The 18,771-nt window shown below is 32.3% G+C and carries 22 protein-coding genes and 2 tRNA genes; 16 read left to right on the top strand and 8 right to left on the bottom strand.

What is annotated here, in order from left to right:
* The first annotated feature begins 38 nt into the window (after window positions 1–38).
* From AB3G33_RS00535 to AB3G33_RS00565, 7 genes are all read left to right on the top strand, one after another.
* Window positions 39–452, top strand: coding sequence for an Rrf2 family transcriptional regulator (locus AB3G33_RS00535; protein WP_367771845.1), 414 nt, complete (start codon window positions 39–41; stop codon window positions 450–452).
* Between the two features lie 305 nt (window positions 453–757).
* Complete coding sequence (locus AB3G33_RS00540) at window positions 758–1,906, top strand: porin (RefSeq protein ID WP_367771847.1); 1,149 nt, start codon at window positions 758–760, stop codon at window positions 1,904–1,906.
* Window positions 1,907–1,932: 26 nt separating this feature from the next.
* Window positions 1,933–2,880 carry a PstS family phosphate ABC transporter substrate-binding protein gene (locus tag AB3G33_RS00545; RefSeq protein WP_367771849.1) on the top strand — a complete coding sequence of 316 codons (948 nt, stop codon included), beginning with the start codon at window positions 1,933–1,935 and terminating at the stop codon, window positions 2,878–2,880.
* An 89-nt stretch (window positions 2,881–2,969) separates the two neighbouring features.
* Entirely contained in the window at window positions 2,970–3,863 is an 894-nt protein-coding gene (pstC, locus tag AB3G33_RS00550; RefSeq protein WP_367771851.1) for a phosphate ABC transporter permease subunit PstC, read from the top strand.
* A 10-nt stretch (window positions 3,864–3,873) separates the two neighbouring features.
* Window positions 3,874–4,713 (top strand): phosphate ABC transporter permease PstA, encoded by an 840-nt coding sequence (gene pstA, locus AB3G33_RS00555; protein WP_367771852.1) that lies wholly within the window; start codon window positions 3,874–3,876, stop codon window positions 4,711–4,713.
* On the top strand, window positions 4,710–5,471 hold the full coding sequence (pstB, locus tag AB3G33_RS00560; protein WP_367771853.1) for a phosphate ABC transporter ATP-binding protein PstB: 762 nt from the start codon (window positions 4,710–4,712) through the stop codon (window positions 5,469–5,471). Before pstA ends, pstB begins: the two co-directional genes overlap by 4 nt.
* A 109-nt stretch (window positions 5,472–5,580) precedes the next feature.
* Entirely contained in the window at window positions 5,581–5,808 is a 228-nt protein-coding gene (locus tag AB3G33_RS00565) for a hypothetical protein (protein ID WP_367771854.1), read from the top strand.
* A gap of 138 nt (window positions 5,809–5,946) precedes the next feature.
* Here AB3G33_RS00565 and AB3G33_RS00570 read toward each other — a convergent pair whose 3' ends face one another.
* Both AB3G33_RS00570 and der read right to left on the bottom strand, forming a co-directional pair.
* Window positions 5,947–6,738, bottom strand: coding sequence for an SDR family oxidoreductase (locus tag AB3G33_RS00570; protein ID WP_367771855.1), 792 nt, complete (start codon window positions 6,736–6,738; stop codon window positions 5,947–5,949).
* A 78-nt stretch (window positions 6,739–6,816) separates the two neighbouring features.
* The gene (gene der / locus AB3G33_RS00575; RefSeq protein ID WP_367754970.1) at window positions 6,817–8,127 is read right to left on the bottom strand and encodes a ribosome biogenesis GTPase Der; all 1,311 of its coding nucleotides are present in this window, start codon (window positions 8,125–8,127) and stop codon (window positions 6,817–6,819) included.
* 104 nt (window positions 8,128–8,231) lie between these two features.
* On the opposite strand from der, the gene AB3G33_RS00580 reads away from it, so the two are divergent.
* On the top strand, window positions 8,232–8,729 hold the full coding sequence (locus tag AB3G33_RS00580; protein WP_367771857.1) for a hypothetical protein: 498 nt from the start codon (window positions 8,232–8,234) through the stop codon (window positions 8,727–8,729).
* A 69-nt stretch (window positions 8,730–8,798) separates the two neighbouring features.
* Here the strand turns inward: AB3G33_RS00580 and era are convergent, their stop codons facing one another.
* Complete coding sequence (gene era, locus AB3G33_RS00585) at window positions 8,799–9,680, bottom strand: GTPase Era (RefSeq protein ID WP_367771859.1); 882 nt, start codon at window positions 9,678–9,680, stop codon at window positions 8,799–8,801.
* A gap of 116 nt (window positions 9,681–9,796) precedes the next feature.
* Here era and AB3G33_RS00590 point away from each other — a divergent pair.
* Together AB3G33_RS00590 and AB3G33_RS00595 are read left to right on the top strand one after the other, a co-directional pair.
* Window positions 9,797–9,869 (top strand) — tRNA-Met (locus AB3G33_RS00590).
* A 34-nt stretch (window positions 9,870–9,903) separates the two neighbouring features.
* A tRNA-Met gene (locus tag AB3G33_RS00595) sits at window positions 9,904–9,976 on the top strand.
* An 89-nt stretch (window positions 9,977–10,065) separates the two neighbouring features.
* Here the strand turns inward: AB3G33_RS00595 and AB3G33_RS00600 are convergent.
* Entirely contained in the window at window positions 10,066–10,410 is a 345-nt protein-coding gene (locus tag AB3G33_RS00600; protein ID WP_367771861.1) for a hypothetical protein, read from the bottom strand.
* Window positions 10,411–10,504: 94 nt separating this feature from the next.
* Here AB3G33_RS00600 and AB3G33_RS00605 point away from each other — a divergent pair, with 94 nt between their 5' ends.
* Both AB3G33_RS00605 and AB3G33_RS00610 read left to right on the top strand, forming a co-directional pair.
* Window positions 10,505–10,633, top strand: a complete 129-nt coding sequence (locus tag AB3G33_RS00605) for a hypothetical protein (protein WP_367771863.1) — start codon at window positions 10,505–10,507, stop codon at window positions 10,631–10,633.
* A gap of 27 nt (window positions 10,634–10,660) precedes the next feature.
* Window positions 10,661–11,116 carry an alpha/beta hydrolase gene (locus tag AB3G33_RS00610; protein WP_367774180.1) on the top strand — a complete coding sequence of 152 codons (456 nt, stop codon included), beginning with the start codon at window positions 10,661–10,663 and terminating at the stop codon, window positions 11,114–11,116.
* Between the two features lie 109 nt (window positions 11,117–11,225).
* Here the strand turns inward: AB3G33_RS00610 and AB3G33_RS00615 are convergent, their stop codons facing one another.
* Complete coding sequence (locus AB3G33_RS00615; RefSeq protein WP_367771865.1) at window positions 11,226–12,080, bottom strand: leucine-rich repeat domain-containing protein; 855 nt, start codon at window positions 12,078–12,080, stop codon at window positions 11,226–11,228.
* Between the two features lie 179 nt (window positions 12,081–12,259).
* On the opposite strand from AB3G33_RS00615, the gene AB3G33_RS00620 reads away from it, so the two are divergent.
* Window positions 12,260–12,742 (top strand): DUF1761 domain-containing protein, encoded by a 483-nt coding sequence (locus tag AB3G33_RS00620; protein WP_367771867.1) that lies wholly within the window; start codon window positions 12,260–12,262, stop codon window positions 12,740–12,742.
* A gap of 63 nt (window positions 12,743–12,805) precedes the next feature.
* On the opposite strand, the gene AB3G33_RS00625 is transcribed toward AB3G33_RS00620, so the two are convergent.
* Window positions 12,806–13,084 carry a 4a-hydroxytetrahydrobiopterin dehydratase gene (locus AB3G33_RS00625; RefSeq protein ID WP_367771869.1) on the bottom strand — a complete coding sequence of 93 codons (279 nt, stop codon included), beginning with the start codon at window positions 13,082–13,084 and terminating at the stop codon, window positions 12,806–12,808.
* A 96-nt stretch (window positions 13,085–13,180) separates the two neighbouring features.
* On the opposite strand from AB3G33_RS00625, the gene AB3G33_RS00630 reads away from it, so the two are divergent.
* Window positions 13,181–14,329, top strand: coding sequence for a GNAT family N-acetyltransferase (locus tag AB3G33_RS00630; RefSeq protein WP_367771871.1), 1,149 nt, complete (start codon window positions 13,181–13,183; stop codon window positions 14,327–14,329).
* A gap of 8 nt (window positions 14,330–14,337) precedes the next feature.
* Here the strand turns inward: AB3G33_RS00630 and AB3G33_RS00635 are convergent, their stop codons facing one another.
* Window positions 14,338–15,207: a diacylglycerol kinase family protein gene (locus AB3G33_RS00635; protein ID WP_367771872.1), complete on the bottom strand. Its 870-nt coding sequence runs from the start codon at window positions 15,205–15,207 to the stop codon at window positions 14,338–14,340.
* A 63-nt stretch (window positions 15,208–15,270) separates the two neighbouring features.
* On the opposite strand from AB3G33_RS00635, the gene AB3G33_RS00640 reads away from it, so the two are divergent.
* Entirely contained in the window at window positions 15,271–16,239 is a 969-nt protein-coding gene (locus AB3G33_RS00640; RefSeq protein WP_367771874.1) for an App1 family protein, read from the top strand.
* 167 nt (window positions 16,240–16,406) lie between these two features.
* On the opposite strand, the gene AB3G33_RS00645 is transcribed toward AB3G33_RS00640, so the two are convergent.
* A complete protein-coding gene (locus AB3G33_RS00645; protein WP_367754991.1) occupies window positions 16,407–18,314 on the bottom strand; it encodes an ABC-F family ATP-binding cassette domain-containing protein in 1,908 nt (635 codons plus the stop codon).
* Window positions 18,315–18,388: 74 nt separating this feature from the next.
* Between AB3G33_RS00645 and AB3G33_RS00650 the strand changes: the two genes are divergently transcribed.
* Window positions 18,389–18,769: a DUF983 domain-containing protein gene (locus AB3G33_RS00650; RefSeq protein ID WP_367754993.1), complete on the top strand. Its 381-nt coding sequence runs from the start codon at window positions 18,389–18,391 to the stop codon at window positions 18,767–18,769.
* The last annotated feature ends 2 nt before the right edge of the window (window positions 18,770–18,771 follow it).

Consider the following 18,771-nt stretch of genomic DNA (forward strand, 5'->3'; position numbering starts at 1 on the left):
CAAAAATGCATGCAATAATTTTAAATCCATACTAGTAAATGCTTTCACACAAAGCCAAATACGCACTAAAAGCGCTACTCTTTTTAGCTCAGCAAGATGAAAATCATATTTCAAGAACAATTGAAATTGCAGAAGAGGCCAATATTCCAAAAAAGTTTTTGGAACAAATCTTATTGGATCTAAAACGAGGACATTATGTGGGTAGTAAGCAGGGTAAATTTGGCGGTTATTATCTTTTAAAATCTAAAAACGACATCACTTTAGCCGATATTTATCGGTTATTTGATGGCGCTATTGCCCTTTTACCTTGCGCTTCTTTAAATTTTTATGAGCGATGTGCTGATTGCACCAGCGAACACAACTGCCTGTTGCGAAGCGGATTAATCACTGTTAGAGATGAAACTTTAAAGGCAATGGAAGAAATCACAATTGCTTCATTAGTAAAAAAATAAAAATTTTATTTTAAACTCTACTAATTACATAGAATTAATTGTATATTTGCTGAAAATTATATAACACTAACTAGTTAAAGTAATTTTTAAAATAGTGCATTTTTTAAACTCGACTAATCCTATATAATTAATTATATTATGAGACCAATTCAATCAAAAACTGAAGTTTTAAATACTATAGCATTTTTAAGATTTAGAGCAATGGATTCTTTTTGTTATATGTGCCTTCGGGCATACTAAGCACTGTTTCATTAGAAATAAAAAAAGAAAATAAAAAAGTATCCAATAAAGATTTAAAAATAAAAATGAAAACAAAATACATACTCCTACTGATCATCACTTTTTTTTCAGTCGAAATAGTTTCGGCACAATCATCAGATGACTTAATCAATTTACTAATTCAAAAAGGCATTGTAAAACAAACTGATGCTGATTCGCTTCGTGCTGAATATGCTTTCAAACAACAAGAAGTAAAAGAAAAACAAAAACTATTTAATGTTCTTTCCAGCCGCAATATTACTATTGGTGGTTACACCCAGGTTCGCTATCAATCTTTACAAGAGCCAGGAAAGCCAGACGGCTTTGACATAAGAAGAGCTCGCTTTGATCTAAAAGGTAATTTTTCGCCAGAATGGGAATACCGATTACAAACCGATTTTGCAATCAGTACCAAAATAATAGATGCCTATTTTGTCTACAAACCATTTGAGTTCTTAAAAATAACAGGAGGACAATTTTTAATTCCCAATTCATTAGAAAGTACCACTTCGGACAATTTATTAGAAACCATTGACCGCGCTCAAATAAGTGGCTTAACAGGGCGAAATAAAGATGCAATAGGAGATCAAAATGGCCGCGATATAGGAATACAAGCGAGTGGTAGTTTATTCAAAACAGCTTCAAATCGTTTTTTACTAGATTATTATGTAGCTTATTTTGATGGACAAGGAATCAATATCGCTGCCGATAAAAACGAATCCAAAGACATTACAGCTAGAATTGTAGGTCATCCTTATTCCTTTTTGGATTTTGGTATCTCATATTCAAACGGTCATGACTCATGGACTACGCCAGCTAGAAACCAAGACCAAGTACGTACTGGAGCTGATGTCGCAGTAAATTATAATGACTTTTCATTTAGAGCCGAATATTTACAAGCACAACAAGGCACTTATATTGTAAATGGAGTAAATAGAGATCTACTTAAGGACGGCTGGTATGCGCAGCTAGGCTATTTTGCACTACCAAAAAAACTACAATTTGTAGCAAAATACGACACGTTTGACCCTACAAAAAACAATCCTAAAAACGACATAACTTCATTCTATACACTTGGTGCCAATTTATATCCAAATTCATTTGTGAAATTTCAAGTCAACTACAAGCACAAAAGTGAACAAGGATATTCAATCAACAAAGATGAAGTCATCGCACAACTACAATTAAAATTCTAATTAATAAAATCCCCAAAATAAATAAAATGAAAACAAATAAAATCACATTAGTAGCCGTAATAATTTTAGTATTGGCAAATGCGACCGCTTCAAAAGTAGCGGCACAAGATTTAAAAGGAAATATCAGTATCTCTGGAGCATTTGCTTTGTATCCCATTACAGTAAAATGGGCAGAAGAATTCAAAAAAATCAATCCAAATGTAAAAATTGACATTCAAGCAGGAGGAGCTGGAAAAGGAATAACTGATGTACTTTCTAAAGTAACAGATATTGGTTTAGTATCTCGTGATCTAAATGCGGCAGAGTTTAAAAAAGGAGCTTTTGCCATTGCTGTAACTAAAGATGCTGTGATACCTACAATAAGTGCGACGAGTCCATACAAAAAAGTACTGTATGAAAAAGGAGTTAAAAAAGAGGCATTTAACCACATCTTTATTACTGGAAAATACAAAACATGGAATAACTTAGGTTTTAAAAGCGAAGCTCCAATACATGTTTATACTAGATCTGATGCATCAGGAGCAGCTGAAACTTGGGCTAAATATTTCAATAAAAAACAGGAAGATTTACAAGGTGTGGCTGTTTTTGGTGATCCAGGTTTAGCACAGGCAGTAAAAAGAGATCCTTCTGGATTAGGGTTCAATAATATCGTGTATATCTATGATACCAAAACAAATAAACCAACAAATGGAGTTGTTCCAGTACCAATAGATTTGAATAACAATGGAAAATTAGATCCAGATGAGAATTTTTATGATGATATCGATCAATTAATTGCGGCTATTGTTAGTGGAAAATATCCATCGCCTCCCGCTAGAGATTTATATTTTGTGACTGTAAATAAACCTACTAATCCAATCGTAAAAGAATTTATAAAATACATTCTTACTGATGGACAGAAATTTGTTCAAGAAGCAGGATATATTAAGTTTTCAAAAGAAAAAATCGCTAAAGAGTTAGAGAAAGTAAAATAAATAAATCGTTTCATATTCCCTTTAGCAATAATGGAAAGAACTTATAATTCCTTCTACAATCGAACTAATTGGAGTTTAAATAGTAAAAAATGAAAAACATACGACTCCTGAAAGACAGTGCATTGAGCAAACTATTTTTAGTACTGACACTATTATCAATTTCTACAGTACTATTTATAGGTTTGGGTTTGTTTTACAAATCTTTCCCTCTATTAAAAACACATTCTTTGACTAATTTACTATTTTCATCAGAATGGAAACCTTTCAAAGAAGCCTTCGGATTTTATCCTTTTATTATTGGAACACTATGGGTAACGGCAATAGCAATATGTATCGCATTGCCACTATCAATACTTACGGCAATCTTTCTTTCAGAATATGCTCCAATAAAAATCCGGAAATTGATTTTGCCGCTTATTGAATTATTATCAGGAATACCACCTGTTCTTTTTGGAGTTTGGGGCGTGCTGGTTATCGTTCCATTAATACAAGATAAGATAGCGCCTCATTTTATAACATTCACAACAGGATATTCTATACTGGCAGGAGGGATTGTATTGGCCATTATGATTTTTCCGCTTATTATCAGTATTCTGATAGAAGTGTTTGATAATGTTCCGCAAGAACTAAGAGATGCTTCATTAGCTCTGGGTGCAACAAAATGGCAAACCACAAAAAAAGTACTTCTTAGAAAAACATCTGATGGGATAATAGCGGGAGTAGTTCTGGCCATTTCCAGAGCATTTGGAGAAACTATCGCCGTATTAATGGTTTGTGGAAACTTAGCACAAGTCCCAAATACGGTTTTTGATTCAGGATATCCTTTGCCCGCACTTATTGCTAATAATTATGGAGAAATGATGTCGATTCCTATGTATGACTCGGCACTAATGTTTGCTGCATTACTCCTATTTGTCATTATCTTTTTGTTTAATGCCCTGTCTAGAATTATTTTATTCCGAATTGAAAAAAGAACCAATTAAATCCATCAAGATGAGAAAATTAGAAGAAAATATAGTTAAGTTTTTGATGGTACTCAGTACATTCATCATCAGTAGTACTTTGTTCCTGATATTGTATACCATTTTTTCAAAAGGTATCGGATCCTTGAGTTGGGACATGATTTCAAAAATTCCAGAAGGAGGATTTTACATTGGTAAAGGAGGAGGAATTCTGAATGCTATAATTGGGTCCATATACATCACTATTGGCGCTACATTTCTAGGTCTATTAATCAGCATTCCTGTTGTAATTTACATCAATGTTTATGCAAATAAAAACTCGCTCTTAGCTAACATTACGAGATTGAGTTATGATATTTTATTTGGAATTCCATCGATTGTTTATGGAGCCTTTGGATTTGCCATCATGGTATATATGGGATTAAAAACCTCATTAATAGCGGGTATTATAACAGTAACCTTATTAATAATCCCCATACTTGTACGAGCCATAGATGAAGCGGTACGGGTTATTCCTGAAGAAATGAGCAGTGCGGTTTATTCCCTTGGAGGAACACGTTATGAAACAGCCAAAATTTTATTGCGACAATCTATTCCTGGAATCATAACCGCTATTTTATTATCATTTGGTAGAGCAATTGGTGATGCAGCTTGTGTACTTTTCACTGCTGGTTTTACAGATAGTATTCCAACTTCACTTGATCAACCTGCAGCAACACTGCCACTATCCATATTTTTTCAATTAAGCAGTCCAATACAAGAAGTCCAAAACAGAGCCTATGCATCAGCAGTTATATTAACTATAATAGTTCTGGTTATAAGTATCTCAGCAAAAATAATAAGCAAAAATCTTTCAAAAAATAAAATATGATCATTCAACCACATATTAGTATACAAAACTTAAACGTACACATTGGAGAAAACCACATCCTTAAAAACATCAATCTGGATATTCCTGATAAAAAAGTAACGTCATTAATTGGCCCTTCTGGATGTGGAAAAACAACGCTTTTAAAAACCATGAACCGATTGCTAGACCGACAAACCGATGTACGTGTAGAAGGAAAAGTTTTAGTTGATGGCGAAAACATCTATGATCCAAAAATTGAAGTTACACACATTAGAAAAAAAATGGGATTACTCTCTCAAAGACCTTTTCCATTACCAATGAATATCTATGACAATATTGCCTATGGGCAACGAATTCATGGAAATAATAACAAAAAAGAATTAGATGAAATTGTAGAAAAACAACTTCGGGCTGTAAATCTTTGGGATGAAGTCAAAGACCGATTAAAATCGCCTGCGACACGTTTATCCATAGGGCAACAACAACGATTGTGTTTAGCAAGAGGACTTGCTATTGAACCCGAAATCATTTTGGGTGACGAGCCAACCTCAGCATTGGATCCCATTTCTACACAACATATAGAAGAATTGTTTTTGCAGCTTAAGGACAAATATACCATTGTATTGGTAACACATATCCTTCGACAAGCACGCAGGGTTTCTGACTATATTGGTTTTGTGTATATGGGTGAAATTATTGAATTTGGTCCTACCGAGGAAATATTATTAAACCCGAAAGAAAAATTGACTAAGGACTATGTAAAAGGTTTTTTGAGTTAGATTGTAGCGTTAAAATCCACAGTTTTGTATTTAAAATTAACATATTGATTATAAGTTATTTAACTTATAAAAAAGTGCGTTTATCGTAACTTTAATAGAAAACAAAGCCATGAAAAATTTTGCAATTCAACTCGTGTGGTTTACCACTTTGTATGTATTTATTTTTGCCGGTTTATGTCAATTCAACATCCCATTAGCGGTATTAATCAGTTTACTCATTTTTGGACATTTACTAATACTCTTTATGGTTTATACGGTTCTCAAAGATAAATACACCACTACAAAAACCTTTAAAGACTGGTATGAAGATCATCCCATGGACACTTTGGATGAGTAGAAACACCATTAGTTTCATTAAAGGTATTGATGTAAGAATGCGGCTCAGCTGCTGCTATTTTTGCTATAGGAATAATGGAAGAAGGCATTAAAGTTTCACTACATGCCTTCTTCCTTTTTTTATTGCAAAGATCAAAAATTAACGTACTTTACTTTTTAATACAAAACGATGCAGCAACTTCGGAAAAAAGCGTTTTAAATAAATGCCTAAAACTTCTTTTCCACCAATATAAGCCTCAAATTTATTAGCCTCTACAGCCTTAACTAGTTTTTTAGCAAAGACGCTAACTTCCATTCCGTTTAAGGTTGCAGTATCATCCTTATTTTGTTTTGTACCATCTCCTGTGAGTGCATTTATAGCCACATTAGTTTGAATAAAACCAGGGCAAATTAATGTTACATTGATATTATCTTTTTCATGCTCCATACGTAACACATCAAAAAAACCGTGTAAAGCATGTTTTGCACCACAATAACCGGAACGATATGGAGAGCCAAATTTCCCCATCAAACTGGTAATAGTTACAAAATGTCCTTTTTGATTTTGAATAAAATGAGGCAATAACGCCTTTGATAATGCTACAGTGCCAAGATAATCCACTTCAATCAATTTTTTATCCACTTCAAAGTCTGTTTCTACCAAAAGAGAACGTTGACTTACTCCCCCATTATTTATAAGAATATCAATTTTTCCAAAAAAAGAAATTGCATTGGCTACCTGTTTTTTGGCATTATCAAAATCCGACAAATCAAATGGTAAAACAACCACTTCAGAATTCGCACATTTGGATTTTACCCGTTCTAAGTTTTCAATATTACGCGCCGATGGAATGAGTTTACAATTGCGGCCTGATAACTCATAGGCCAAAGCCTTTCCTATACCACTTGAAGCTCCTGTTATCCAAACTACCTTGTTATTTATGGAATCCATTTTTCTTATAAAAGTAAAAAAGTTTATCGAGTTATTACTAACTCAATAAACTTTCTGAAAACATTGTAGAAATAAAAACTATTTCTCTCTAATATAGATATCTATTGGCACTCCTGAAAAGTCCCAGTTGTCACGAATTTTATTTTCAAGATAACGTTTGTACGGTTCTTTTACGTATTGTGGCATATTGGCAAAAAACACAAACTGAGGCGTTGGTGTTGGTAATTGCATACAATATTTAATTTTTACATATTTCCCTTTTGTTGCTGGTGGCGGGTATGCTTCAATCACTTTCAACATGTATTCGTTGAATTTTGAAGTAGCAATACGTTGTTGTCTGCTTTCGTACACTTTTACCGTAGCTTCTAATGCTTTCAATAAACGTTGTTTTGTTAATGCAGATACAAAAAGAATAGGCACATCCGTAAATGGCATTAATTCTTCTCTAATTTTATCTTCATAATCTCTAGTAGACATGGTTTCTTTTTCAACTAAATCCCATTTGTTTACTAAGATCACAACCCCTTTTCTGTTTTTTTCAGCCAACCAAAAAATACTTTGATCCTGACCTTCAAATCCACGAGTAGCATCAATAATTAAAATACAAATATCAGCATGTTCAATGGCACGAACAGAACGCATTACAGAATAAAATTCTAAATCTTCCTTTACTTTAGCTTTACGACGGATTCCCGCTGTATCCACTAAATTGAATTCGAAACCAAAACGGTCAAATTTTGTATCAATAGAATCACGGGTTGTCCCCGCAATATCAGTAACTATATAACGATCTTTTCCAATCAATGCATTGATAAAACTTGACTTTCCAGCATTTGGACGACCTACAACTGCAAAACGAGGTAATGCAATTTCCTCTTGCGTTGGTTCTGGTTTTATTGGGAATGCTTCAATTAAAGCATCTAATAAATCTCCAGTTCCACTTCCTGAAATACTTGCAAAAGTGTAATATTCCCCTAATCCTAGGTTGTAAAACTCAATAGCATCTTTTTCACGCATTGCGTTATCTACCTTATTTACAGCTAGCAAAACAGGCTTAGTCACTTTACGCAATAATCTCGCAACGGCATCATCCATTGGTGTGATCCCTTCTTCAACATCAACTACAAATATGATAACATCAGCCTCATCGATAGCCAATTCTACTTGTTTACGGATTTCGCCTTCAAAAACATCATCAGAACCACGTACATAACCTCCTGTATCAATTACAGAAAATTCCTTTCCATTCCATTCACTTTTACCATAGTTTCTGTCACGGGTAACTCCCGAAACTGAATCTACTATAGCTTCTCTTCTTTGTATCAGCCTATTAAAAAGGGTTGATTTCCCTACATTAGGTCTTCCTACTATCGCAACAATATTGTTCATAATATAAATTCAAATATTTTGCAAAGGTAGTGTAAAAAGCGTGAATATCAATTATTTTACTATATTAGCTATAATCAACCTTTTAACCCTTTAAAATCGATTAGATGGATACTGAAAATGAGATTACACTTCGTTTGCGTTTTCATAAAGATATTAAAGAAAACAGCGCTTCTCTACTTTTAAAATTCGAAAACTATTCTAAAATAAAATCAGATGATTTCACCATAAAAACAAGTGACAATCATATTTGGCTTGACATTATTGCGTCAAAAAGAAAATATTGGACCCCGCATCTGCATCTAGAATTAGAACCTAAAAGTGATTCCGAAACTCATATTAGAGGATTATATGGACCAGACCCTACACTTTGGACCTTCTTCATGTTTCTCCATTTTATAATTGCAGGTATATTTCTAATTTTTTGTGCGATTGCTTATTCGGACTATATTTTAAAAAATTCCATTACTTTAGATTTGATTATCATCACGTTGATGACTTTCTTTTGGTTTTTCCTATATTATCTAGCTAAATCCATTCGGAAAAAAGGACATCCGCAAATGAACGAATTGGAAAATTATTTTAATACCATTTTAGAATCGTAATAAAAATAAAAAAGCCCCGATACAATCACTAAAGATCGTATCGGGGCTTTTAATATAACTTCAATAAAACTATTGATTGTAACCAAAACGTTTTAACATATTGGCATTGCTTCTCCAGTTTTTATTTACCTTCACATATAGTTCAATATGTATTTGTTTTCCAAAAAACTTCTCTAAATCAGCACGAGAATCCATCCCCACTTTCTTTAAAGCGGCTCCTTTGTGACCTATTACAATTCCTTTTTGAGTTTCGCGCTCCACCATAATCAAAGAACGGATTCTAATGATGTTCTCATCCTCAAAAAACTCTTCGGTTACAATTTCTACCGCATAAGGAATTTCTTTGCTGTAATTCAATAAGATTTTTTCACGAATAGTCTCGTTAACGAAAAAACGTTCCGGTTTATCCGTTAATTGATCTTTTGGATAATAAGCTGGTGATTCTGGTAAAAGAGTAATTATTCTTTGGAAAACTTCAGGAACATTAAAGTTTTGCAATGCTGATATTGGAAAAATTTCGGCATTAGGTACTTTTTCAGCCCAGAAAGCTACTTGTTCTTCTAATTTTTCTTGATTAGAAGTATCTATTTTATTCAATAATAATAGTACTGGAATTTTGGCGTGGATGATTTTATTGAAAAAAGCTTCATCTTTCAAATCTTGCTCTCCTATTTCGACCATGTAAATCAAAATATCAGCATCTTCAAATGCTGACTTTACGAAGTTCATCATCGATTCCTGCATTTCGTATGCTGGCTTAATGATTCCAGGAGTATCCGATAAAATCATTTGAAAATCTTCTCCGTTTACAATCCCTAAAATTCTGTGACGTGTTGTTTGTGCTTTGGAAGTAATGATTGATAACCTTTCTCCAACAAAGGCATTCATCAAAGTTGATTTACCAACATTTGGATTTCCAATGATATTTACAAAACCTGCTTTATGTGACATTTAATATGTATTTATTTTGCAAAGGTAGTTATATCAAGTCAATAGATGAAATAAAACATTTTTTTAAATTTATCTTGCAAATACCAAATTTCGTTGTACCTTTGCACCCGAAACAACGCGGGATAGAGCAGTAGGCAGCTCGTCGGGCTCATAACCCGAAGGTCACAGGTTCGAGTCCTGTTCCCGCTACTAAGTTAATTTTATTGAGATTACAAACGCACATCGCGGGATAGAGCAGTAGGCAGCTCGTCGGGCTCATAACCCGAAGGTCACTGGTTCGAGTCCAGTTCCCGCTACTAAGAAAGCTTCCTAGAAATAGGAGGCTTTTTTCTATTTAAGACGACAATAGCCTGAACATCCTAGTCAATCCCCTCAGTAACTTTTATTATTTAATCGCTTTTTTAAGCTTATCTAAAGAATCATCATTCCATAACTTGATTTGATCTATTGCTAAACCCGCAATTGCCAAAGCGCCTTTTTTACTTAAATGGGTATCATCTGATTTTCCTTCTGGGTAATATGGAATCTCTCCTGGTTTGAAATGTAAATGCAACCCTTTTGATTTTTCGGAACCATATGAAGCTTCTAATAATTCGGAATAATATTCTAAATCTACAAAAGGTACTTTATATTCTTGTGCTACCAGACGAGTTTCTAATGGATAATCACCATGCGTCCCAACTAAAACCCCATTCTCATTAAAATTCCTCCTTGCAATTGATGAAAACAAAATTGGAACTGCTGTAATAGTATTCCCAGGTGGAGGTTATTCACATTTAGCAATAAATAAAGAAGGGAATAAAGTTGCAGAATGGTTAAATACAATGGGGATAACAGCCTATGTATTAAAATATAGGTTACCAACTGATCAAATAATGAAAGATAAAACTACTGGACCATTGCAAGATGCACAAGAAGCAATACGGTACGTGAGACGAAATGCTGCTAAATAGAATATAAATAAAAATAAAATTGGAATTATTGGATTTTCTGCTGGAGGACATTTAGCCTCAACACTAGCTACACATTATAATGAAAAGGTTTATCAATCAACAGACACTACAAATGCTCGTCCAAACTTTTCCCTCTTAATTTACCCAGTAATTTCTATGAATAGTGAGATTACTCATCTAGGCTCACAAACTAATTTATTAGGAAATCAAGCTTCAGCATCATCAATAGAGAAGTTCTCCAATGAGTTACAAGTAACGTCCGAAACTCCAGAGGCTTTTCTTGTCCACGCATCGGATGACACAGTGGTATCAGCAAAAAATAGCATTGTTTATTATGAAGCTTTAATTAAACATAAAGTTCCAGCGGAGCTCCATTTATATGAGAAAGGTGGCCATGGTTTTGGATTGGGTAAAGAACACAGCAGTAAATATTGGACGACTGACTGTCAAAATTGGCTAAAAGAACACAAATATGTTGATTAGAAAAAGTTTCTTTCAAAAAAAAAACCTGTGATGTTTTACATCACAGGTTAAACTAACTAAATTTATCACAAAAACTTATTTTAAAACAACCAAATTTTATAATATATTTTTAATCTTCAGATACTAATGGTCTTTCAACATCCATTTTTACATCTAATAGTACTGCAACACCTTTATCATTAACCATTGTCATATTTAAAGTATCTAATACTGCCAATTTTCTTGATGTTAAACCACTAAACATATTGTATGAAATATTCATTTCTTTTAGATTATTTAATTTCTCTAAATCGAAAGGAACTTGTCCATCCATATTATTTTCAAATAAGCTAAGGTTTTCTAAATTTTCTAAATTCGCAACATTAACACTTAATTTCCCAACTATTTTATTACTATTTAAAAGCAAAACTTTTAATGTTTTTACTTCATAAAGAGAGTTAGGTATTTGACCTTCAATTTCATTATTAAAAACGGCTAAAGTTTCTAAAGATTTTAAATTCCCAATTTGAGAAGGCAATTCACCAGAAATTCTATTCATGTAAAGTTCAAGATCTTTTAAATTATTCATTTCACAAATAGTAGCTGGTATAATTCCAGTCAATTTATTAAACGAAAGATCAAGTACTTTAAGTTCTTTTAAATTTTCCAAAGCATAAGGTATACTTCCAGAAATATTATTTTTATGTAAATTTAATTCTTGCAAATTGACTAAGCTTGAAATTTCACTAGGAATTTCACCAACTAAGTTATTATCAGATAAATTGATTGCAATTACTTTGTCTCCATCCAATTTGACACCATACCAAGTAGAAATTGGGGTATTTAAATCCCATTTTGTAGTCCAATTGTCTCCATTAGTTGCTTTATACAATTTCAACAGCACTGCCTTATCAGAAAAAGAAACATCTGCCATCATCGAAAATGATGTTAAAACAGTTAAAAGTAGAGTTAAAATATTTTTCATAATAATTGGGGTATTACTTATTTGATAGAATAAAAGTACATACAAAGGAGTTTATCAACAAATAAAATCGATGAAATACATCAATTGTAATTATAATGGTATAATATTCCTACAAAAAAATGAATTATTATTAATAAAAAAAATATTACATTTGAAATATCAACTTTAAATATAACTTTATGGAAATTAACTTTTTAGCACTTGTTGTTGCTGCAATTTCAACATTACTAGTCGGTTTTGTATGGTATCATCCAAAAGTTTTTGGAACAATATGGATGAAAGAGTCAGGAATGACCGAAGACAAAATGAAAGGCGGCAATATGGCCTTGATTTTTGGCATGGCCGTTTTTTATGCTTTTTTAATTGCTATGGTCCTTCAAACCCTAACCATTCATCAATTTGGAGCCTTAAGTATGGTTGGCGGTGACGCTACAATTGCAAAACCATCTTACACAGCATTTATGGCAGATTACGGAACAGCATTTAGAACTTTTAAACATGGAGCGTTACATGGTTTCATTTCGGGACTTTTTCTTGCGTTACCCATTATTGGAACAAATGCACTTTTTGAAAGAAAAAGCTACAAGTACACGTTAGTAAGTGGTGGTTTTTGGATAGTATGTTTTATGCTAATGGGCGGAATTATTTGTGCTTGGAAATAAAAACTAAATATTCTACTCTCTATTAAAATCTCATTTCATAAAAAAATGAAATGAGATTTTTTTTTAAAAAAGCTGTTCGATTGAATTAGCTAATTCAAAATCTTTATCAGTAAGTCCGTTGGCACTATGTGTTGATAATCTAATATCTACTTTATTATACACATTAAACCACTCTGGATGATGATTTTGTTTCTCAGCCAGCAATCCAACTTGAACAATAAACCCTAGCGCTTCACTAAAATTTTTAAAAATAAAATTTTTCTCAATTGCTTCATTTTTAAAAAACCAACCTTTTATTTCTCTCAATTTAGGTTGAGCTGTTTCTTCATTGTACTTTTCCATAACAATATGTTTTTATTAAAATTAGTTAAAATTTATATAATCTCTTTCTCATTTAACTTTATATATTAATTTAGACAAATACTAATTAACTATCTATTGGGCTCTAACTTTTCATTTCAAATCTATTCTTCCTCAAAAAATCTACCTATTGGCTGGGATTCATTAGTTGTTGACAACATCTTTCTTTCAAGTGATTATTTATCTGTTCTAGAATCATCCGCCCCTACAAATATGGATTGCCATTTTATTGGTTTGTTTCAAGACCAAGAATTAATTGGCGCGGCTTTGTCACAATTTATTAATTTAAGTGAGGTAAGTTCCTTTGGAGAAAGAGATCATTGTTTAAAAACGGTGATTCGGAATTTAGTTTTTAAAAATCTTAGTTCGAAAGTATTGGTGATTGGAAACAATATGCTTACTGGTCAAAACAGTTACTGCTTTAATGAAAAATTACCTGTAACTGAAGGCTTAATTTTATTAGAAAAAGCATCCGAGGAATTAAAGAAAATCTTCAAAAAAAAGGGATTAAAAATACATCTCACCATTTTTAAAGATTTTGCAAATCAAGAAATTCAAAATTTTAAAATTCCTGAGTACAATTCTTTTTTCAACTTTTCCACACAACCAAATATGGTTTTTTCTATTCAAGAATCATGGAATATATTTGATGATTATATCAATGATTTATCCAAAAAATATAGAGATCAATACAAGAGAGCAAGAAAAAAAGCAACAACTATTACTAAGAAAAAATTATCTCTAGAAGAAATAAAAGAATACAATATAAGAATACATGAGTTATATATGAATGTAGCAAAGAACGCACCTTTTAATACTTTTTATTTGCCTGAAAATCATTTTGAAGAATTTAAAAAAGCACTAAAAGACCAGTTTCTTTTTTACGGTTATTTTATTGATAATGAATTAATCGGATTTAATACCTTAATAAAAAATGGCAAAGACATTGACACCTATTTCTTGGGATATGATGAGAAGCACCAACGTGAAAAAATGTTATATCTCAATATGTTGTATGATATGATTGGTTATTCAATCAATAAAGGATACAAACGAATCATTTTTGCAAGAACAGCTTTAGAAATAAAAAGTTCGGTAGGCGCAAAACCAATTAAAATGTATGGTTTAATGAAACATAGCAATCCTTTTATTAATTTATTTGTTTCAAAAACGTTTAGTTATTTTGAACCTGTAATGGAATGGAAAGAAAGAAACCCATTTAAATAATAGAAATATTATGGAATAGCTACCCTCATTTTTTGAGCAGAAATTGAAATATTAAGTTCCGTTTCTAACCCATAATATTCTCCGTCAATTTGAAAACTTACTGGCCTATCCGTTTTGATTATGGCTTTGTCCGTTGAAATAATCTCAATGTCTTCGGTATCTAATGGTAAATTCCCTGTAATAATTTTGCCAAAAACAAGCAAATCTAAATTTTTTATAATTACCAATTCAAATTTACCATCATTCATCAGTCCGTTTGGATTTATAGTCACTCCTGTTCCATATTTTTGAGAATTAGCAACAACAATCATTTGTGCTAAACAGTCAAACTTTTTTCCATTTGCCTCTATTGTTGCATTAAAAGGATCTTCTCTATCAATCAAAGTATTAAATGCTTGCAAAGCATAGCCCCATTTACCATGCAGCGCATTATTTTCATAGTTTTTAATAAGTGAAGCATTCAACCCTAAGTCACTTAAATGCAAACTTTTTTTACCGTTTATTACAACTATATCTATTTCTACATAATCATTATGAAAACATATCGTTAAATTCTCCTCAAGAGTCTTTGGTAAATTTAAATCGGTTGCTAATCCATTTGCTGATCCTGCAGGTAAAATTCCAAAAATAACTTCAGCATTTTCTAATGCTTCCACTGCTAACTTTATAGTACCATCTCCTCCAGCTACAATTATTCTTTCTGGTTTGAATGTATTATAAATTTCTTTAATCTTTTTGCTATCAGCATCCCCTGTTGTTTCATATAATACAAAGTTAAGGTTTTCCTTAGCGGCATAAAGTGCAGTTGCCTCTATAAATTCTGATTTGTCAATTCCTCCTGACACAGGATTAGTAATCATTACGATATTCTTTTTCAAAGTTTTATTGCTTTTATTGCTTAAAAATAATTAATTTTCAACTTACTTCAAAAGTACTACAAAATGAGACCTGTTTTAAAATTATATCGTGGTTATGCAAATGAGCAAGAGTTAATTGTGATGGGGCATGTTTTCAAGCCTACAAAAAAGAAAGATTATGACTTTCTTTCAAAAAACTTCAAAAACGCAAGCTCGGTAATCAGTATGTTCAGAATAAAAACAATGGCAAATGCCGATGTTTATTTGACCCATAACAATACCAAAATTCACACAAAAACATTAATAGACGGCTATTTTAAATTTTGTATTCCATTAGATCAAAACATTCATTATGGTTGGATTGATTATGAAGTGAGTATTATTCACGAAACGCATACCATTACAAGTAAGGAGAGCTTCATTCGACCATTCAAAGGAAATCTTGGAATTATTTCAGATATTGATGATACTTTTTTAGTTTCTTACACGATTAATCCACTCAAAAAACTATATCACCTTTTATTTAGAAATGTAAATACCAGAAAAATTTTCGCAGATGTAGCCCAGCATTATCAAGCCTTAAGCACTGCTGGAAGAAAAAACAATGAAGAACTAAATGCTTTTTTTTATGTTTCTAGTAGTGAATGGAACTTATATCGTTTCCTAGTGAAATTTACAGACATCCACAAATTACCAAAAGCTGTTTTATTATTAAAAGACATTAAAACAAGTTTGACTAACTTTTTTTGGACTGGACGTGGAGGTCATAATCATAAATTTGACAAAATAAAACATGTTTTAGAATTCTATCCAAATCTAAAATATGTCTTAATTGGTGATGATTCTCAACATGATCCATTTCTTTACGAAGCTATTAGTAAAATTTTCCCTTTAACCGTTAAGGTTATTTACATTCGGCAAACGGGCAAACATAAGAAAACTAAGGTGATTAAAGCCTTAACTAATCTAGAAACCTTAAATATTTCCGTTTGCTATTTTAAAACTAGTACTGAAGCAATTGCTCATTCAAAAAAAATAGGGTTAATTGATTAACGAATAGTCTTCAAATTCATACACTTATAGCCCAGATAGGAATGAAAATCCTTTCCATAAAAAAAATCCTTTTTTACAACTGAGGCAGAGCGACCAAAGGAAGCTCCTGCTACAGTTTTGTAAAAAAAGATTTTTTGTGGAAAGATTGTAATGAATAGCTGGATTGGCTACAAATTATCTATTTCTTCTTGTACGTTTTCCCAGTCAGCTAATAATTTATCTAACTCGGCTTTCTTTTTATTGTAGGCTGTAAAAAACTTAGCATCTTCTATGTGTTTGTCATAATTAGAAGCAAGCATTTTATCATCATTTTGAATGTCTTTTTCCAATTGCTTTATTTGGCTTTCGACTTTACTCAAGCGATTCTGTAACGATTTCCCTTTCTTTTGATCTTCGTATGATGCTTTATTACTTTCTTTAGGTGCTGCAGCTTTTTGAGCATCTTTTTTCTCGACTTCACGCATATTCTCTAAATTGCGTTGCTCCAAGAAATAGTTTATATCACCCAAATATTCCTTTATCTTTTGATCTTTGAACTCATAAACAAGATTTGACATTCCCTGTAAGAAATCTCTATCGTGAGAAACCAAAAGTAAGGTCCCTCCAAATTTTTGTAAGGCTGCCTTTAGCACATTCTTAGATTTAATATCCAGGTGATTCGTAGGCTCATCCATCAGCAAAACATTGATGGGCTGTAATAACAATTTACATAGTGCCAAACGGTTTCTTTCTCCTCCTGAAAGCACTTTTACCTTTTTCTCTACATCATCACCACGAAATAAGAACGAGCCTAACATGTCACGGACCTTCATTCGGTTCGTATCGGCAGCGGCATCTTCCATAGTTTGAAGTAACGTAATTTCTCCGTCTAAGTATTCTGCTTGGTTTTGGGCAAAATAACCCAATTGTACATTGTGTCCTAATTTAATAGTACCATCGTACTCAAATTCGTCAACTATCGCTTTGATAAAAGTTGATTTTCCTTGTCCGTTTTGACCAACAAAAGCAATTTTACTTCCTCTTTCAACTAATAAATTAATATCTTTTAAGATGGTTTTATCACCATAACTTTTGGTTACGTTTTCAGCTTCAACTACTACTCTACCTGGCTCTTTGGAAACTGGAAAAGTGATGTTCATCACCGAATTATCATCTTCATCTACTTCAATACGTTCAATCTTATCTAATTTCTTAATCATAGACTGCGCCATAGAAGCTTTAGAAGCTTTGGCACGGAATTTCTCAATTAATTTTTCTGTTTCTTCAATTTTTTTCGCTTGATTCTTTTGTGTGGCCAATTGTTTCTCGCGAATTTCATGACGCAATTCTAAATATTGAGAATAAGGCTTGTTAAAATCATACGCTTTTCCTAACGAAATTTCGATCGTTCTGTTGGTTACATTATCCAAAAACATTTTATCGTGCGAAACAATAACAACAACTCCAGGGTAATTACGTAAGAAACTCTCTAACCAAATGATACTTTCGATATCCAAGTGATTGGTAGGCTCATCGAGTAACAATACATCATTAGCTTGTAATAATAATTTGGCTAATTCGATACGCATTCTCCAACCTCCAGAAAAAGTTTCTGTTTGATTATTAAAAACTTCTCTTTTAAAACCAAGACCAAGAAGAATTTTCTCCGTATCTCCCACGTAATTATAACCACCCAACAATTCAAAGCGATGCGTATAATCCGATAAATCTTCAATTATTTTTGAATATTCTTCACTTTCATAATCAGTACGAGTGACCAATAAGTGATTAATTTCTTCTAATTTTTTTTCTACAATTTTAATATCTATAAAAGCTTCATAGGCTTCTTCTAGAACTGTACGTCCTTGCTCAAAATCAATGTCTTGACGCAAAAAACCCATCCTAACATCTTTTTCTTGAGAAATCACACCTGTGTCAGGAAGAAAATCTCCTGCTAACATTTTTAGCATGGTCGATTTACCTGCACCATTCTTTCCAACAAGACCTACTCGATCTCCAGCTCCAAGACGAAATGTTACTTCTTCAAATAAATAAGTACCTCCGAATGAAACGGATAAATTGTGTATATTAAGCATGTATTATGAGTTTATTCCTTTTTGAATTTGTAAATTTACAACTTCCAGAAAAGGAAAAATTAAATTTTTTGCAAATGTTAAAAAAAGGATCCAAATTATATAGCATTTTAACAGGAACTTGTCCTAAATGTCAGAAAGAGAGCATGTATTTAGATCAAAACGTGCTGCATTTGGGCAATATTTTAAAAATGAATGAAAAATGCAGTCATTGTGGTCTAAAATATCAAATTGAACCCTCCTTCTTTTATGGAGCTATGTACGTTAGTTATGGACTAAATGTAGCTACAGGAATTGCTGCCTTTATAGTTTCCTATTTAATTTTTGGCTCCTCTTTAAAAGTGGCTTTTATAGCTATAATAGCATCTATTATTATATTATTTCCATTTATATTAAGATGGTCAAGAAATATCTATATTAATATGTTTGTTTCTTACGATCCAAATTTTAAAGCTTAATA

The sequence above is a fragment of the Flavobacterium sp. WC2421 genome (assembly GCF_040822115.1).
Classification (GTDB): domain Bacteria; phylum Bacteroidota; class Bacteroidia; order Flavobacteriales; family Flavobacteriaceae; genus Flavobacterium.

Coding starts and splice junctions, on each gene's coding strand:
- AB3G33_RS00535 (WP_367771845.1), top strand. CDS start 39: ATGCTTTCACACAAAGCCAAATACGCACTAAAAGCGCTACTCTTTTTA.
- AB3G33_RS00540 (WP_367771847.1), top strand. CDS start 758: ATGAAAACAAAATACATACTCCTACTGATCATCACTTTTTTTTCAGTC.
- AB3G33_RS00545 (WP_367771849.1), top strand. CDS start 1,933: ATGAAAACAAATAAAATCACATTAGTAGCCGTAATAATTTTAGTATTG.
- pstC (WP_367771851.1), top strand. CDS start 2,970: ATGAAAAACATACGACTCCTGAAAGACAGTGCATTGAGCAAACTATTT.
- pstA (WP_367771852.1), top strand. CDS start 3,874: ATGAGAAAATTAGAAGAAAATATAGTTAAGTTTTTGATGGTACTCAGT.
- pstB (WP_367771853.1), top strand. CDS start 4,710: ATGATCATTCAACCACATATTAGTATACAAAACTTAAACGTACACATT.
- AB3G33_RS00565 (WP_367771854.1), top strand. CDS start 5,581: ATGAAAAATTTTGCAATTCAACTCGTGTGGTTTACCACTTTGTATGTA.
- AB3G33_RS00570 (WP_367771855.1), bottom strand. CDS start 6,738: ATGGATTCCATAAATAACAAGGTAGTTTGGATAACAGGAGCTTCAAGT.
- der (WP_367754970.1), bottom strand. CDS start 8,127: ATGAACAATATTGTTGCGATAGTAGGAAGACCTAATGTAGGGAAATCA.
- AB3G33_RS00580 (WP_367771857.1), top strand. CDS start 8,232: ATGGATACTGAAAATGAGATTACACTTCGTTTGCGTTTTCATAAAGAT.
- era (WP_367771859.1), bottom strand. CDS start 9,680: ATGTCACATAAAGCAGGTTTTGTAAATATCATTGGAAATCCAAATGTT.
- AB3G33_RS00605 (WP_367771863.1), top strand. CDS start 10,505: ATGGGGATAACAGCCTATGTATTAAAATATAGGTTACCAACTGATCAA.
- AB3G33_RS00615 (WP_367771865.1), bottom strand. CDS start 12,080: ATGAAAAATATTTTAACTCTACTTTTAACTGTTTTAACATCATTTTCG.
- AB3G33_RS00620 (WP_367771867.1), top strand. CDS start 12,260: ATGGAAATTAACTTTTTAGCACTTGTTGTTGCTGCAATTTCAACATTA.
- AB3G33_RS00625 (WP_367771869.1), bottom strand. CDS start 13,084: ATGGAAAAGTACAATGAAGAAACAGCTCAACCTAAATTGAGAGAAATA.
- AB3G33_RS00640 (WP_367771874.1), top strand. CDS start 15,271: ATGAGACCTGTTTTAAAATTATATCGTGGTTATGCAAATGAGCAAGAG.
- AB3G33_RS00645 (WP_367754991.1), bottom strand. CDS start 18,314: ATGCTTAATATACACAATTTATCCGTTTCATTCGGAGGTACTTATTTA.
- AB3G33_RS00650 (WP_367754993.1), top strand. CDS start 18,389: ATGTTAAAAAAAGGATCCAAATTATATAGCATTTTAACAGGAACTTGT.